This window comes from Pseudomonas sp. FSL R10-0056, from assembly GCF_009600105.1.
GTDB lineage: Bacteria > Pseudomonadota > Gammaproteobacteria > Pseudomonadales > Pseudomonadaceae > Aquipseudomonas > Aquipseudomonas bubulae.
Window position 1 is genome coordinate 62,004 of sequence record NZ_WIWL01000204.1, and the last position, 15,114, is coordinate 77,117.

14 protein-coding genes are annotated in these 15,114 nt (G+C 58.6%); 8 read left to right on the forward strand and 6 right to left on the reverse strand.

The annotated features are described in order from the left end of the window. Window positions 1–243: 243 nt before the first annotated feature. Both GHO42_RS18995 and GHO42_RS19000 read right to left on the reverse strand, forming a co-directional pair. Window positions 244–1,794, reverse strand: coding sequence for a phospholipase D family protein (locus GHO42_RS18995; protein WP_095017866.1), 1,551 nt, complete (start codon window positions 1,792–1,794; stop codon window positions 244–246). 32 nt (window positions 1,795–1,826) lie between these two features. Continuing rightward, a complete protein-coding gene (locus GHO42_RS19000; protein ID WP_153384172.1) occupies window positions 1,827–3,248 on the reverse strand; it encodes a PLP-dependent aminotransferase family protein in 1,422 nt (473 codons plus the stop codon). A 169-nt stretch (window positions 3,249–3,417) separates the two neighbouring features. Between GHO42_RS19000 and GHO42_RS19005 the strand changes: the two genes are divergently transcribed. Continuing rightward, entirely contained in the window at window positions 3,418–3,651 is a 234-nt protein-coding gene (locus tag GHO42_RS19005) for a DUF1127 domain-containing protein (RefSeq protein WP_094999731.1), read from the forward strand. Between the two features lie 31 nt (window positions 3,652–3,682). Here the strand turns inward: GHO42_RS19005 and GHO42_RS19010 are convergent, their stop codons facing one another. Further along, window positions 3,683–4,984: an FAD-binding oxidoreductase gene (locus GHO42_RS19010; protein ID WP_095020510.1), complete on the reverse strand. Its 1,302-nt coding sequence runs from the start codon at window positions 4,982–4,984 to the stop codon at window positions 3,683–3,685. Between the two features lie 147 nt (window positions 4,985–5,131). Here GHO42_RS19010 and GHO42_RS19015 point away from each other — a divergent pair, with 147 nt between their 5' ends. Beyond that, window positions 5,132–5,485: a YkgJ family cysteine cluster protein gene (locus GHO42_RS19015; RefSeq protein WP_003437837.1), complete on the forward strand. Its 354-nt coding sequence runs from the start codon at window positions 5,132–5,134 to the stop codon at window positions 5,483–5,485. Window positions 5,486–5,575: 90 nt separating this feature from the next. On the opposite strand, the gene GHO42_RS19020 is transcribed toward GHO42_RS19015, so the two are convergent. Beyond that, window positions 5,576–6,064, reverse strand: coding sequence for an Lrp/AsnC ligand binding domain-containing protein (locus GHO42_RS19020; protein WP_016782681.1), 489 nt, complete (start codon window positions 6,062–6,064; stop codon window positions 5,576–5,578). Between the two features lie 155 nt (window positions 6,065–6,219). Between GHO42_RS19020 and dadA the strand changes: the two genes are divergently transcribed. From dadA to GHO42_RS19050, 6 genes are all read left to right on the forward strand, one after another. Further along, the gene (gene dadA / locus GHO42_RS19025) at window positions 6,220–7,521 is read left to right on the forward strand and encodes a D-amino acid dehydrogenase (RefSeq protein ID WP_029611630.1); all 1,302 of its coding nucleotides are present in this window, start codon (window positions 6,220–6,222) and stop codon (window positions 7,519–7,521) included. Next, entirely contained in the window at window positions 7,493–7,846 is a 354-nt protein-coding gene (locus GHO42_RS19030) for a RidA family protein (RefSeq protein WP_094999733.1), read from the forward strand. The genes dadA and GHO42_RS19030 overlap by 29 nt, the downstream gene beginning before the upstream one ends. Window positions 7,847–7,946: 100 nt before the next feature. Continuing rightward, the gene (gene alr, locus GHO42_RS19035) at window positions 7,947–9,020 is read left to right on the forward strand and encodes an alanine racemase (protein ID WP_094999734.1); all 1,074 of its coding nucleotides are present in this window, start codon (window positions 7,947–7,949) and stop codon (window positions 9,018–9,020) included. 127 nt (window positions 9,021–9,147) lie between these two features. Next, window positions 9,148–9,696 (forward strand): cupin domain-containing protein, encoded by a 549-nt coding sequence (locus GHO42_RS19040; RefSeq protein ID WP_016782677.1) that lies wholly within the window; start codon window positions 9,148–9,150, stop codon window positions 9,694–9,696. A 180-nt stretch (window positions 9,697–9,876) separates the two neighbouring features. Continuing rightward, window positions 9,877–10,290, forward strand: a complete 414-nt coding sequence (locus tag GHO42_RS19045; RefSeq protein ID WP_094999735.1) for a cytochrome c5 family protein — start codon at window positions 9,877–9,879, stop codon at window positions 10,288–10,290. Between the two features lie 115 nt (window positions 10,291–10,405). Continuing rightward, window positions 10,406–12,334 carry an acetyl-CoA hydrolase/transferase C-terminal domain-containing protein gene (locus tag GHO42_RS19050; RefSeq protein WP_095031532.1) on the forward strand — a complete coding sequence of 643 codons (1,929 nt, stop codon included), beginning with the start codon at window positions 10,406–10,408 and terminating at the stop codon, window positions 12,332–12,334. 82 nt (window positions 12,335–12,416) lie between these two features. Here the strand turns inward: GHO42_RS19050 and GHO42_RS19055 are convergent, their stop codons facing one another. Together GHO42_RS19055 and rep are read right to left on the reverse strand one after the other, a co-directional pair. Then, complete coding sequence (locus GHO42_RS19055) at window positions 12,417–12,989, reverse strand: xanthine phosphoribosyltransferase (RefSeq protein WP_016782674.1); 573 nt, start codon at window positions 12,987–12,989, stop codon at window positions 12,417–12,419. Window positions 12,990–13,045: 56 nt separating this feature from the next. Next, on the reverse strand, window positions 13,046–15,055 hold the full coding sequence (rep, locus tag GHO42_RS19060) for a DNA helicase Rep (RefSeq protein WP_016782673.1): 2,010 nt from the start codon (window positions 15,053–15,055) through the stop codon (window positions 13,046–13,048). Window positions 15,056–15,114 lie beyond the last annotated feature (59 nt).

The following is a 15,114-nucleotide window of genomic DNA, read 5'->3' on the forward strand; positions in this document are numbered from 1 at the left end:
TCTAAACGCAACACCCTGTGGGAGCGGGCTTGCCCGCGATGACAGCACCGGGTCTGATTGAAAGACCGCGGTGCCTTCATCGCGAGCAAGCCCGCTCCCACAATGGTTTTTACACCACATAATTGGAGCACAGACATGCGTTGGGCGACTTGTTTCGCCGTGCTGGTCGAATACGTCTATAGAATCGCCGTCGATCAGCTCCCTCTCCCTCCGGGAGAGGGTTGGGGAGAGGGCAGCCGCCAATCAGAGCATTTTTTCCAGCCCCACACTTTTGCTGAACCAGGCATTGAGCCGGCGCCACCAGTTGCCCGGTTCATGATGCAAAGTGTGCAACTGGCCATTGTCTTCGGTCACCCAGACCATCTTGCCCTGCTCCAGTTTCGGCTCATAACTCAAGGCCGGGGCCATGCCCTGCAACGCCAGTTTGCGGGCCTCGGCGGCCAGCTCGGGGCTGTCCACCAGCACGCCGACTTCGGTGTTCCACAAGCCTGAACGCGGATCGAAATTGAATGAACCGATAAAGGATTTTTGCCGATCAAAGATCATCGCCTTGCTGTGCAGGCTCGAATCCGAACTCATCCCGGGCTTGAACCAGTGCGGGCCACTGCCACCGCTGCTGCCCGGCTGGCGGCGCAATTCGAAGAGTTTGACCCCATGCTCCAGCAGCGCCTTGCGATAGGGTGCATAACCGCCATGCACCACGGGCACGTCTGTAGCCTCCAGGGAGTTGGTCAATAAACGTACATCGACCCCGGCATCGGCGCGGCCCGTCAGGTACACCAGCCCGGTTTCACCCGGCACAAAGTAGGCTGAAACCAGAATCAGCTCCTGATTAACGCCTACCAGCTCCGGCGCCAGTTGTGTGGTCAGCAGTAGATGCGGGTCAGGCTCATCCCGGGCCAGCACCTTGCTCGGAGCATCCCACAGCGCCTGATTCCAGGCCCAGATCAGCTCCTTGCGCCACACGTCGAGCTGCGGGCGGGTTTCGTATGAGGCCAGCTCCTGATAGAGCGCCGGGTTGCGTTGCTGCGCACGCTTGAGCGAGGTCTCCAGTTGTTTGCGCGCCTTGCCCAGCTCCTGCTCAGAGAGTTGCGAGGAGACAAAATCACCAATCGGCTGGCTCAGGGCACTGTTCCAGTACTGATCGAAGCTGTGCCCCAACTGCTCGGCCACCGGGCCGACGCCAAGCAGGTCGATATCGGTAAAATTCAGCTCCGGCTTGGCATCGAAGTACTCATCGCCCAGATTGCGCCCGCCCACGATCGCCGCACTGTTATCGGCCAGCCAGAGTTTGTTGTGCATGCGCCGGTGCTGGCGCGAGAGGTTGAACAGCCGTCCCATCGCTCGGGTTACACCCGTTCCACGGCCCAGTTGCAGGGGGTTGAACAGGCGAATCTGGATATTGGGATGAGCGGCGAGGGTGGCCAGGATATCGTCCAGGCCATCACTGGCGGTGTCATCGAGCAGGATGCGCACACGCACGCCGCGATCTGCGGCCTTGAGCAATTCGTCAATCAGCATGCGCGTACTCAAGCCGTCGTGGACGATGTAGTACTGCAGGTCGAGGCTGGTTTGCGCGTTGCGAATCAACTCGGCCCGGGCCCTGAAGGCTTCGCCGCTGTTGGGCAGCAGCCTGAACCCCGAGCGACCTTGATACGGCGCGGCCTGGGCCTGGATCGAGCGGCCAAAGGCCGAGTCTGCGGCGGGTAACGCCTGGGTGGGTTCACGGGGTACGTCCAACGTGGCACAGCCTCCCAGCAAGACGACTAAAAACAATGCGCAAAGTGATTTCAACGGGTAAAGCCTCGGGCCAGACGTCACTGGAGTTAAACGGTATCTGCCAGCAGTTTACTGGCTGCCATACCCACTTTGCGCACCGCTTCTTCGATCTGCGGCGTAGGCTTTGCAGCGTAGTTCATGCGCAAGCAATTACGGTACTTGCCCGAAGCCGAAAAAATACTGCCCACCGCGATCTGCACGCCCTGGTCCAGCAACATGCGGTTGAGGCGCAGGCTGTCGAAGCCGTCAGGCAGCTCAAGCCACAGCATAAAGCTGCCCTGGGGCCTGCTGGCACGGGTGCCGGGCGGAAAGTAGCGGCTGATCCAGCCCAGCATCAGGTCGCGATTGCGCTGGTATTGGCTGCGCATTTTGCGCAGGTGCGGCTCGAAATGACCGTTTTTCAGGAAGTCGGCAACCGCCAGTTGCGGCTGCGGTGCGCAAGAGCCGGTGCTGATGTATTTCATGTGCAGCACCCGCTCCAGATAACGCCCCGGCGCCACCCAGCCAACGCGCAAGCCGGGGGCCAGGGTTTTGGAGAATGAACTGCACAGCAGGACACGACCGTCATCGTCGAAGGACTTGATGGTTCGCGGGCGAGGGTAGGTGTAGGCCAGTTCGCCGTACACATCGTCTTCAATGATCGCCACATCAAAACGCTGGGCCAGGGTCACCAGCGCCCGCTTGCGGGCTTCGGGCATGATGTAGCCCAGTGGGTTGTTGCAACTGGGGGTGAGCTGGATAGCCTTGATCGGCCACTGTTCCAGGGCCAGTTCCAGGGCTTCGAGGCTGATGCCGGTCAGCGGATCGGTAGGGATCTCCAGGGCCTTCATCCCCAGGCCCTTGAGGGTTTGCATGGCGCCATGAAAGCTTGGCGAGTCGACCGCGACGATATCACCCGGTTCGCACACGGCTCGAATACTGCACGACAAGGCCTCATGGCAGCCCGTGGTGATTACCAGATCTTCTGCGCCCAACTGGCAGCCCGAATCGAGCAACAACCGCGCCACCTGCTCGCGCAGGCCGAGTACCCCGTAGACGTTGTCGTAATACAGACCGGGCAAGTCCAGACGCCGGCTGATCTGCGCCAGGCTGCGCAACAGCGGCTTGATGGTTGGCGTGGTGACGTCCGGCATGCCGCGCCCCAACTGGATCACGTCCTTTTGCGGCACTGAGCGAACCAGTTCCCGCACTTGCTCCCACTGTGAAATTTCCACGGGTCGCTGGGCAGGTTTACCCATGCCCGGTAGGGCGGGCAGCTCACGCTCCATCGGCACGAAGTACCCGGACTTGGGCCGCGGCGACGCCAGGCCATTGTCCTCCAGCAAGCGATACGCCTGCTGCACCGTACTCAGGCTCACACCATGCTCGGCGCTTAGCGCCCGCACCGACGGCAAACGGTCGCCAGGGCGATAAAAGCCCTGCTCGATGCGCGTACCGAGCAGGTCGGCGAGGTTGACATAAAGGGTCATGGCAGAACTCCCGAAGGGTGGACCAGTACAGATGGGGCGTAAACCAAGGATTCAGCGCCTGAAATGGCAGATCTGTATGTATTTAAAAAGACTTTGCTGAATCTGTCATGGTTTCCAGCGCACGGCCATCATGCTGACTCATGGCAATCGAGTCAAAAGGAGCTGTCTGATGAATGGTTTGAGCGATGTGCGCCTGACGCTGCACAGCCAACAATTACTGGCTGAGCATGAAGCCCGTCAAGTCACCAGCACCCCGGCCGGTCTTGGGGTGTGGGGGCTGTTCTGCCACCGTGCTCGCAGTCGCCGGATGCTGCTGAACCTGGACGAACAGCAGCTGCGCGATGTGGGGTTGACCCGCGAAATGGCCCGGCAGGAAGGCTGCAAGCCATTTTGGCGTTCGTAACCAAACCTGCGGCAGCGGCTACAGGTTTGAATCAGCGCAGCTCTTTTAACCGGTGCCACAGCATCCCCAGCGCCAGCAATGGCGAACGCAGGTATTTGCCACCCGGGAAGGTGATATGCGGGACCTTGGCAAACAGATCAAAACCGTCACTGTGCTGGCCACTGATAGCTTCGGCCAGCAACTTGCCCGCCAGGTGGGTTGCGTTAACCCCGTGCCCTGAATACGCCTGGGCGTAATACACATTGGGATGCTCTTGCAGGCGGCCGATCTGCGGCAGGCGGTTGGCACCAATGCCGATCATGCCGCCCCACTGGTAGTCGATTTTCACGTCTTTAAGATGCGGGAACACCTCGAGCATTTTAGGACGCATGTACGCGGCAATATCCTGCGGATCCCGCCCAGAATAATGACAGGCCCCACCGAATAACAGACGCCGATCTGCCGAAAGACGGTAGTAGTCCAGCGCCACGCGCTGGTCGCACACGGCCATGTTCTGTGGCAGCAAGGCGTGAGCCCGGGCTTCGCTCAACGGCTCGGTGGCAATGATGTAGCTGCCCGCAGGCAGCACTTTGCCGCTTAGTTGCGGGTTGAGGTCCTTGAGATAGGCGTTGCAGCCCAGTACCAGACTTTTGGCCCGCACGGAGCCCTGGGCCGTGTGCACCCGTACTTCAGGGCCGTAATCGATGCGGGTTACTGCGGAGTTTTCAAACAGCTTTACACCCAGTTGCGCAGCGGCCGCTGCTTCGCCCAGCGCCAGATTCAGCGGGTGCAAATGACCCGAGCCCATATCGACAAAGCCGCCGACATACCGGTCCGAACCCACCACGCTGTGCACTTCGTTGGCCTGCAACAGACGGGTTTCATGGCGATAACCCAGATCGCGCAGCTCCTGGGCCTCTTCAGCAAAACCTTCAAGGTCACGGGGTTTGTTGGCCAGGTCGCAATAGCCCCAGGTCAGGTCACAGGCAATATTGAAACGCTCGACGCGCTGGCGCACGATTTCCACCGCCTCCAGCCCCATCAGCTTCATTTGCCGCACACCGTCCTTGCCGATGACGCCTTCAAACTGCTCAACACCATGGCCGACCCCGCGAATCAGTTGCCCGCCATTGCGCCCGCTGGCGCCCCAACCGATCTTGTGCGCTTCCAGCAAGACCACGCTCATGCCGCGCTCGGCCAGCTCCAGCGCCGTATTCAGGCCGGAAAAGCCACCGCCCACCACACACACATCCGCCACCAGCTCGCCCTGCAACACCGGATGATCGGGTTGTGGCAGGCTGCTGGCGGCGTAATAAGAAGCGGTGTGCTGGCTGCGCTGAACAGGGGCGTTCATGTGCGTAATCCTGATTATTGATGTTTGGAAAATTTGACGGAGCATAAGCCGTGCCATTCCCGTGGGGCAAGAACAGCCGAATGGCCCTGTCTAGGGCAGGGGTTTTCAGGCAGACTCTGCGGCCTTTTCTCAATCGGTACGTTCTGGATGAGCTGTAACAGTCACAAGATCCGCTTTCTCAGGCAGCAAATCCCCTCGTTCGAATGCGTGCCGGGTTGCCATGACTGCTGCGGGCCTGTGACCACTTCATCCGAAGAAATGGCCCGCTTGCCGCGCAAGACGGCTGCCGAACAAGAAGCAGCAATGGATGAGCTGAACTGTGTGCATCTGGGGCCCAATGGCTGCACGGTGTATGAAGAGCGGCCATTGATCTGTCGGTTGTTTGGCACTACCCCCACCTTGCCGTGCCCCAACGGTCGACGCCCGGTAGAGATGATTCACCCCAGCGCAGAGAAGCTGGTGCATGAGTACATCGCCAGTACGCGGCAGGTGCTGGTCTAGATCAAGAGCCCCCTCACCCTGCCCCTCTCCCGGAGGGAGAGGGGACTAAAGGCAAAAGCCGGTCTGCGCAGCCCCTCTAAGGGAAAGCCGTCAATCTGCAATCGGCAGATTCAGGCTCTCTTTGACTTCTTCCATCACGATATAGCTTTTGGACTCACGCACGTGGGGCAGCTTGAGCAAGATGTCACCCAGCAGCTTGCGGTAAGAAGCCATCTCGCTGATCCGCGCCTTCACCAGATAGTCGAAGTCCCCCGACACCAGATGACACTCCAGCACATGGGGCAACTTCAACACGGCGCGTCGGAATTCATCAAAGGTATCGCCTGATTTGTAGTCCAGGCTGATTTCCACAAATACCAGCAGGCTGCCCTGTAAATGTTGCGGGTTCAGCCGGGCGTTGTAGCCCATGATGATCCCTTCACGTTCCAGCCTGCGCACTCGTTCTGTACAGGGAGTGGTCGACAACCCAACCTTCTCTCCCAGCTCGGTAAACGAGATGCGGCCATCGACCTGGAGGATGCGCAAAATGTTGCGATCTATCTTGTCCAATTCACGCTTTGTTTGATGATTTGTACGCATAGGAGATTCTCCTCCGTGAAAAGGGTTATGCCCGAGAATTGTCGCCAAATATAGCTTCTTATACAGTGAATACCACTGCTCAATGCTTCATATACTGCGCTCATCTTTGCATCGAACAATAAACGTCTGCGGCTGGCCGCGATGAGGGAATGAATATGCGAGTTATGGTATTGGGTGGCGGCGTTATTGGTACTGCCAGCGCCTATTATCTGGCCCGAGCCGGTTTTGATGTGGTTGTCGTGGACCGTCAGCCAGCCGTTGCAATGGAAACCAGCTTTGCCAACGCGGGCCAGGTGTCCCCGGGCTACGCTTCGCCGTGGGCTGCACCGGGCGTGCCGCTCAAGGCGATCAAGTGGTTGCTCGAACGCCACGCACCTCTGGCCATCAAGGCCACGACCAGCATTGATCAGTACCTGTGGATGGCACAGATGCTGCGCAACTGCACCGCCAGCCGCTATGCCGTGAACAAGGAGCGCATGGTTCGCCTGTCCGAGTACAGCCGTGACTGCCTCGACGAACTGCGTGCCGAAACGGGTATTGCTTACGAAGCCCGTAACCTCGGCACCACACAACTGTTCCGCACTCAGGCCCAGCTCGATGGCGCCGCCAAGGACATCGCGGTCCTGAAAGAATCCGGTGTACCGTTCGAACTGCTCGACCGTGCCGGTATTGCCCGGGTTGAGCCCGCACTGGCCAGCGTGACCGACATTTTGGCCGGCGCCCTGCGCCTGCCCAATGACCAGACTGGCGACTGTCAGATGTTTACCACCCGCCTGGCTGAAATGGCCAAAAACCTGGGTGTTGAGTTCCGCTTCGGCCAGGATATCCAGCGTCTGGACTACGCAGGTGATCGCATCAATGGCGTGATGATCGACGGCAAACTCGAAACCGCCGATCGTTACGTACTGGCACTGGGCAGCTACTCGCCGCAAATGCTCAAGCCACTGGGCATCAAGGCGCCGGTTTATCCGCTCAAGGGCTACTCGCTGACCATTCCGATTACCAATTCGGACATGGCACCGACCTCGACCATTCTCGATGAGACCTACAAGGTCGCGATCACCCGTTTCGACAACCGCATTCGCGTTGGCGGCATGGCTGAAATCGCCGGTTTTGACCTGTCGCTGAACCCGCGCCGACGCGAAACCCTGGAGATGATCGTCAACGACCTTTATCCTCAGGGCGGTGATCTGAGCCAGGCCAGTTTCTGGACCGGCCTGCGCCCGACCACCCCGGACGGCACGCCGATTGTGGGCGCAACCCCGTTCAAAAACCTGTTCCTGAACACCGGGCATGGCACACTGGGTTGGACCATGGCCTGCGGTTCCGGTCGTTTCCTCGCGGACGTAATGGCCAAAAAGACCCCGCAAATCAGCGCCGAAGGCCTTGATATTTCCCGCTACGGCAACCACCAGGAGACTGCAAAACATGGCAATCCAGCGCCAGCTCACCAATGAACGCATGAGCCAGATCGTTACCCATAACGGCACTGTCTACCTGTCCGGGCAAGTCGGCGACGACATGAACGCCGGGGTCGAGCAACAGACCCGTGAAACACTGGCCAATATCGAGCATTTGCTGGACCTGGCGGGCTCCGATAAAAGCCGTATCCTGTCGGTCACTATTTACCTCAAAGACATCGATGCCGACTTTGCCGGCATGAACAGCGTCTGGGACCAATGGCTGCCCAAGGGTGTAGCGCCGGCCCGCGCAACTGTCGAGGCCAAGCTGTGCGAGCCCGAAATCCTGGTTGAACTGTCTGTTGTGGCAGCATTGCCGTAAGTTTTTTGATCACGTAACAGTCCCTCTTGCGGTGCAGCACGCAGTTCACGCTGCGGGTGTGCACCGTTTTTTATTCTTTTGCCGTTAGAAGCCCGCCGCCATGCGCCCAGCCCGTGCCCTGATCGACCTCCAAGCCCTGCGTCACAATTACCAACTGGCCCGTGAAGTCACGGGGGCCAAGGCCCTTGCTGTGATCAAGGCCGATGCCTACGGCCACGGTGCCGTGCGCTGCGCCCAGGCTCTTGAGGCCGAGGCTGACGGTTTTGCCGTGGCCTGTATTGAAGAAGCACTGGAACTGCGCGCCGCCGGTATTCGCGCGCCAATCCTGCTGCTGGAAGGTTTTTTTGAAGCGGATGAACTACCACTGATCGTCGAACATGACTTCTGGTGTGTGGTGCATTCGCTGTGGCAGCTTGATGCCATCGAGCAGGCCCGGCTCGCCAAACCCATCCATGTGTGGCTGAAACTGGACAGTGGCATGCACCGCGTTGGCTTGCACCCCAACGATTACAAGGCCGCTTACCAGCGTCTGCAGGCCAGTGCCAATGTGGCGAAAATCGTGCTGATGAGCCATTTTGCCCGCGCCGATGAGCTCGATTGCACCCGAAGCGTAGAGCAGGTTGCTGTGTTCCTCGGCGCTCGCGCCGATTTGACGGCAGAAATCAGCTTGCGCAACTCGCCGGCCGTACTCGGCTGGCCACGCGTGCCAAGTGACTGGGTACGCCCGGGCTTGATGTTGTATGGCAGCTCGCCATTTGACGAGCCACAGGCCACTGCCTCTCGCTTGCAACCTGTGATGACCCTGGAGTCCAAAGTGATCTGCGTGCGCGAACTGCCCGCCGGTGAGCCAGTGGGCTACGGTGCCAGGTTCATCACCCCAAAACCCATGCGAATCGGCGTGGTGGCCATGGGTTATGCCGACGGCTACCCGCGCCAGGCACCCACCGGTACCCCGGTATTTGTGGACGGTGTGCGCAGCCAGTTGCTGGGTCGTGTGTCGATGGACATGCTGTGCATCGACCTCACCGATGTGCCGCAAGCGGGCCTGGGTTCGACGGTCGAGTTGTGGGGTAAAAATATTCTCGCCAGCGAAGTGGCCACTGCAGCAGATACCATTCCTTACCAGATTTTCTGCAACCTCAAACGCGTTCCACGGCTCTATTCCGGTAACTGATGGGTTGTATCCAATATGTGGGGGCGAATGGGCGTCCGGGTTTGAAGTCGAAGTGTTGTAAATACTGAACGCTATCGCCATGATGGCGGCTTCTCGACCCGAATCTGACCCCCAGGAGGCTCCCGCATTGGACGTCGGTGAACGACTGCAATCCATCCGCAAACTCAAAGGCCTGTCGCAGCGTGAACTCGCCAAGCGCGCGGGCGTCACCAACAGCACCATTTCGATGATCGAAAAGAACAGCGTGAGCCCGTCCATAAGCTCCCTGCGAAAAGTGCTGAGTGGCATCCCCATGTCCATGGTCGAGTTTTTTTCCGAAGAAATCCTTCAAGAAAACCCAACTCAAATTGTCTACAAAGCCAATGAGCTGATCGACATTTCCGACGGTGCGGTGACCATGAAACTGGTGGGCAAGGCACATCCGAGCCGGGCCATTGCCTTTCTCAACGAGATTTATCCACCGGGCGCCGATACCGGGGACGAAATGCTGACCCATGAAGGCGAAGAAACCGGGATTTTGGTGGAAGGTCGCCTAGAGTTAACCGTGGGTCTTGAGACCTTCGTGCTGGAAGCCGGTGACAGCTATTATTTCGAAAGCTCCAAACCACACCGCTTTCGTAATCCGTTCGACGTCGCGGCGCGACTAATCAGCGCAGCCACCCCGGCGAATTTCTAAGAACAGAGGCGCCCTGTCTGCTTGCAGAGGCACCCGTAGATGCATTTCGCCAGCTCTATTCCCCCTTTGTCTTTAGGGTTGTTTCAGAGAGGCGGGCTAACCGTTATACTTTCGCCGCCCGCGAAACCGTGGTTGTGGGCGTGAATAGCCACCATTGAGGGTGAACGCGTGAACCTAATTATGAAAATGCTGGCCGTACCAGCAGCAGTAGTGGCCCTATGGGCAGTCAACGCTCAGGCAGCAACGAACGATGACATCGCAAAACGTCTTGAGCCAGTGGGTAAGGTCTGTGTTCAAGGGCAAGAATGCAAAGGGATGGACGTAGCAGCCTCGGTGGGCGGCGGCGGTGGCATGACCCCCGACGACATTATTGCCAAGCATTGCAGTGCATGCCACGGCACCGGCCTGTTGGGCGCACCGAAAATCGGTGACACCGCGGCCTGGAAAGAGCGCGCCGATCATCAGGGCGGCCTTGATGGCATCCTGGCCAAAGCCATCACCGGTATCAACGCCATGCCGCCAAAAGGCACTTGCATGACCTGTACCGATGAAGAGCTAAAAGGCGCCATCGAGAAAATGTCCGGTTTGAAATAACCCGACCTTCTCTGAAAAAGCCGCTGATGGGCGGCTTTTTTGTGCCCGAAATTTGAGCTCGTCCGCGTCCTCTGCGCTATCACGTCTATATTCAAGACTGGATAAGGAGGATCAGATGGTGCAGTCCTGTTCGATCGAACGCGCAGTCGATGATGTGCTGGCGCGATTACCGATGCATATTCACCTTGGCCTGCCGCTGGGCCTGGGCAAGGCCAACCGCTTCGTCAATGCGCTGTATCAGCGGATCAGGCAGCTGCCCGAACGCCAACTGACGATCTATACCGCTTTGAGTCTGGGCCGCCCCCCACTTGGGGACGGACTGCAACGGTTGTTTCTGGAACCTTTTGTCGAGCGGGTATTTGGCGATTACATTGAGCTGGATTACCTGGCCGACCTGCTTCACAACAGCATGCCCACCAACATCCACGTCGAGCAGTTCTTTTTGCAGCCGGGCAGTTTGCTCAACAGCCCGCCTGCCCAGCAGGATTACGTCAGCAGCAATTACAGTCACGCGGCCCGCGACATCAATGCCAGCGGCCTGAACCTGGTGGCCCAACTGGTTGCTCGACACCCCGAGGATGCCGCGCGTCTGAGCTTGAGCTGCAACCCGGATATTACCCTCGATTTGTTGCCCATGATTGCCAAGCGGCGTGCGGCGGGCGAGACCATTCTGATACTGGGCCAGGTACATGGTGACCTGCCTTATATGCCCGGCGACTCGGAGCTGAGTATCGACGATTTTGATCTGTTGATTGACGAAGATGAGCACACTACGTTGTTTTCAACGCCCAGCATGCCGGTCAATCTGCAAGACCATATGATCGGCCTGCATGCCAGCACCCTGATACGCGACGGCGGCACCCTGCAGATCGGCATTGGCTCGATGGGTGATGCCCTGAGTGCAGCCCTGCTCGCACGCCAGGGTGACAACGAGGGCTACCGCGACCTGCTCGACGCTATCGATATCACCCCGTGGCGCACGCTGATCGAGCAACAAGGTGGCGTCGAGCCATTTGCCCGGGGCCTGTATGGTTGCAGCGAGATGTTTGTCCACGGCCTGATGGTGCTGGCCGATGCCGGGATTGTGCGACGCAAGGTCTACCCCGATGCCGACAGGCAAGCCCAGGCCAATGCGGGCACCCTGGATGAAAGCTTGCAGGGTGACGGGGTCAGCATCCACGGCGGTTTTATCCTAGGCCCCCGCGATTTTTACCAGCGGCTAAGGGAGTTGCCCCACAGCAAGCGCCTTGAATTCAATATGACCGCCATCAGCTATATCAACGAACTATACGGCCAGGAAGAGTTGAAACGCCTGCAACGGCGTGATGCGCGCTTCGTCAACAGCGCATTCACCGTGACCTTGCTCGGTGCCGCCGTGGCTGATCAGCTCGAAGACGGCCGGGTGCTGAGCGGGGTCGGCGGGCAATACAACTTTGTTGCCCAGGGCCATGCCCTGCATGACGCACGCTCGGTGATCATGTTGCGCAGTTGGCGAGAGTCGGGCGGTGATGTAAGTTCCAATATTGTCTGGGAATACGGTCACTGCACCATCCCGCGGCATTTGCGCGACATTGTGGTCACCGAATACGGGATTGCTGATTTGCGCGGCAAAACCGACAGCAAAGTCATCGAGGCGCTGCTCAACATCACCGACTCGCGCTTCCAGACCGAACTGACTACCCAGGCACAACTGATGGGCAAGCTGCCCAAGGACTTTCGCCTTGATCCACGTTTTGCCGACAACAGCCCGCAGCGTTTGCAGGAGATCGCCGATCGGCACCCGCATTTGTTCCCGGAATACCCGCTGGGCAGTGATTTCAGCGCGCAGGAGCAAGACCTGCTGCGAGCGTTGAACTGGCTTAAAAGCAAATTCAAGCTCACGCAGATGTACCAACTGGGCAAGGCTACGCTGGACGCGCCTTCGCCCCAGGCATTCCCCGAACACCTGGAGCGCATGCAGCTCGCACAACCCGACGGGTTGCGCGATGAGCTGTACCAGCGTTTGCTGCTGGCAGGGCTGCAGGCAACCGCGAAAAGCAATTGACGCGCCTTTCGTAGCAGCTGCCGCCAGGCTGCGTTCGGCGGCTCAGCCTTCGTGCTTCGGCAGCTGCTACGGACTGAAAGGGTTACTCGATAAAGGTCACTTTACCGCCCGCCAGGGATTTGACCCGGGCCAGGGATTCAACGCGGTAGCCCTGTGCATCCAGCTCGGCACGGCCGCCCTGGAACGACTTCTCGATCACGATGCCCAGACCGGCCACGGTGGCGCCAGCTTGCTTGATGATCGAAATCAGCGCTTGCGAGGCCTTGCCATTGGCCAGGAAGTCGTCGATCACCAGCACACGGTCGCTGCTTTGCAGGTGGCGCGGGGAAATCGCAACGGTGCTTTCAGTCTGCTTGGTGAACGAATACACCGTGGCCGACAGCAGGTTTTCAGTCAGGGTCAGGGACTGGTGCTTACGCGCAAAAATCACAGGTACACCCAAGTTCAAGCCAGTCATCACAGCAGGGGCGATACCCGATGCTTCGATAGTGACGATCTTGGTGATGCCCGAATCCTTGAACAAACGCGCGAACTCGTCGCCGATTTCCTTCATCAGCTGAGGATCGATCTGATGGTTCAAAAAGGCGTCGACTTTCAAAACCTGATCGGAAAGCACGATGCCTTCTTCGCGAATTTTCTTGTGCAGTGCTTCCAACGTAACGTCCTCAAATAGCGCTTTTGCGCTGAAGGTAGAGTAAAAAATAGTCGATTTTAGCGTTTTAGCATCGCGCGTATATCAGCCAGTGCTGTATTGCCGCGAACCGCTTTAACTTCGGTGGGGGTGTCATCGTTGCCTTCCCAGGCCAGATCGTCCGGGGGTAACTCATCGAGGAAACGGCTCGGCGCACAGTCAATGATCTCGCCGTACTGTTTACGCTTGGCGGCAAAGGTGAATGCCAGCGTCTCACGGGCACGGGTAATGCCCACATAGGCCAGGCGCCGTTCTTCTTCAATGGTGTCTGCTTCAATGCTGGAGCGGTGCGGGAGGATTTCTTCTTCCATGCCCATGATGAACACGTAAGGAAATTCCAGACCCTTGGAGGCGTGCAAGGTCATCATCTGCACGCCTTCGGCACCGTCTTCCTCTTCCTGCTGGCGCTCGAGCATGTCGCGCAGCACCAGTTTGCCGATGGCTTCCTCGATGGTCATGGCGCCGTCTTCGTCTTTTTCGAGGGTGTTTTTCAACGCCTCGACCAAAAACCAGACATTGGACATGCGGTAGTCCGCCGCCTTGTCGCTGGAGCTGTTGGTGCGTAGCCAGTTTTCGTAGTCGATGTCCATGATCATGCTGCGCAGCGCTGCAATCGGGTCTTCGCCCGAGCAATGCTCACGCACACGGTCCATAAAGCGCTTGAAACGTACCAGGCGGTCAGTGAAGCGTGCGTCCAGATGTTCGCCCAGGCCGATTTCATCGGTGGCGGCATACATCGAGATCTTTCGCTCGGTCGCGTAGTTACCCAGCTTTTCCAGGGTAGTCGAACCGATCTCGCGACGTGGGACGTTGATTACGCGCAGGAAGGCGTTATCGTCATCCGGGTTTACGATCAGGCGGAAGTAAGCCATCAGGTCTTTAACTTCCTGACGTCCGAAGAAGCTGTTGCCGCCCGACAAACGGTACGGGATCTGATGGTGCTGCAGCTTCAATTCGATCAGTTTGGCTTGATAGTTCCCGCGGTACAGGATCGCGAAGTCGCTGTACGGTCGATCGGTGCGCAGGTGCAGGGTGAGGATTTCGACGGCCACTCGCTCGGCTTCGGCGTCTTCGTTGCGGCAGCGGATCACCCGCACTTCGTCGCCGTGGCCCATCTCGCTCCACAACTGCTTTTCAAACTCGTGGGGGTTGTTGGCAATCAGGATATTGGCGCAGCGCAGAATACGGCTGGTGGAGCGGTAGTTTTGCTCCAGCATCACCACTTTCAAGGACGGGTAATCATCCTTGAGCAGCATCAGGTTTTCCGGGCGAGCGCCGCGCCAGGCGTAGATCGACTGGTCGTCGTCACCTACCACGGTGAACTGGTTGCGCTTGCCGATCAGGTATTTAACCAGCAGATACTGACTGGCGTTGGTGTCCTGATATTCGTCCACCAGCAGGTAACGCACCTTGTTCTGCCACTTTTCCAGAATGTCGGCATGTTCTTCGAACAGCTTGACCGGCAGCAGGATCAGGTCGTCAAAGTCCACCGCGTTGTAGGCCTTGAGCGTGCGCTGGTAGTGGGTGTAGACGATGGCTGCGGTCTGCTCCTTGGGGTTGCGCGCGTTTTCCAGAGCCTGGGGCGGCAGGATCAGGTCGTTTTTCCACGAGCCGATCATGTTCTTGATTTCGTCGACCCCGTCGTCGCCCGAATATTCCTTTTGCATGATGTCGGCCATCAGCGCCTTGACGTCAGCCTCGTCAAAGATCGAGAAGCCGGGCTTATAGCCCAGCCGCGCGTGCTCCTTGCGGATGATGTTGAGGCCCAGGTTGTGGAACGTGCACACCGTCAAGCCGCGGCCTTCACCCTTTTTAAGCAGGGTGCCGACACGCTCTTTCATCTCGCGGGCGGCTTTGTTGGTAAAGGTCATGGCGACGATGTATTGGGCACGGATGCCACAGTTCTGGATCAGGTGCGCGATTTTGCGGGTAATCACGCTGGTTTTGCCGGAGCCTGCGCCGGCGAGCACCAATAGAGGGCCGCCGACGTAGCTCACGGCTTCTTGCTGCCGGGGATTGAGTCGGGACATGACGAGATCAGGGGTCGTTTGTAAAAAGGGCGGGCATTTTAACAGGCTGAGCAAATATT

Coding starts and splice junctions, on each gene's coding strand:
- GHO42_RS19000 (WP_153384172.1), bottom strand. CDS start 3,248: ATGACCCTTTATGTCAACCTCGCCGACCTGCTCGGTACGCGCATCGAG.
- GHO42_RS19005 (WP_094999731.1), top strand. CDS start 3,418: ATGAATGGTTTGAGCGATGTGCGCCTGACGCTGCACAGCCAACAATTA.
- GHO42_RS19010 (WP_095020510.1), bottom strand. CDS start 4,984: ATGAACGCCCCTGTTCAGCGCAGCCAGCACACCGCTTCTTATTACGCC.
- GHO42_RS19015 (WP_003437837.1), top strand. CDS start 5,132: ATGAGCTGTAACAGTCACAAGATCCGCTTTCTCAGGCAGCAAATCCCC.
- GHO42_RS19020 (WP_016782681.1), bottom strand. CDS start 6,064: ATGCGTACAAATCATCAAACAAAGCGTGAATTGGACAAGATAGATCGC.
- dadA (WP_029611630.1), top strand. CDS start 6,220: ATGCGAGTTATGGTATTGGGTGGCGGCGTTATTGGTACTGCCAGCGCC.
- GHO42_RS19030 (WP_094999733.1), top strand. CDS start 7,493: ATGGCAATCCAGCGCCAGCTCACCAATGAACGCATGAGCCAGATCGTT.
- alr (WP_094999734.1), top strand. CDS start 7,947: ATGCGCCCAGCCCGTGCCCTGATCGACCTCCAAGCCCTGCGTCACAAT.
- GHO42_RS19045 (WP_094999735.1), top strand. CDS start 9,877: ATGAAAATGCTGGCCGTACCAGCAGCAGTAGTGGCCCTATGGGCAGTC.
- GHO42_RS19050 (WP_095031532.1), top strand. CDS start 10,406: ATGGTGCAGTCCTGTTCGATCGAACGCGCAGTCGATGATGTGCTGGCG.
- rep (WP_016782673.1), bottom strand. CDS start 15,055: ATGTCCCGACTCAATCCCCGGCAGCAAGAAGCCGTGAGCTACGTCGGC.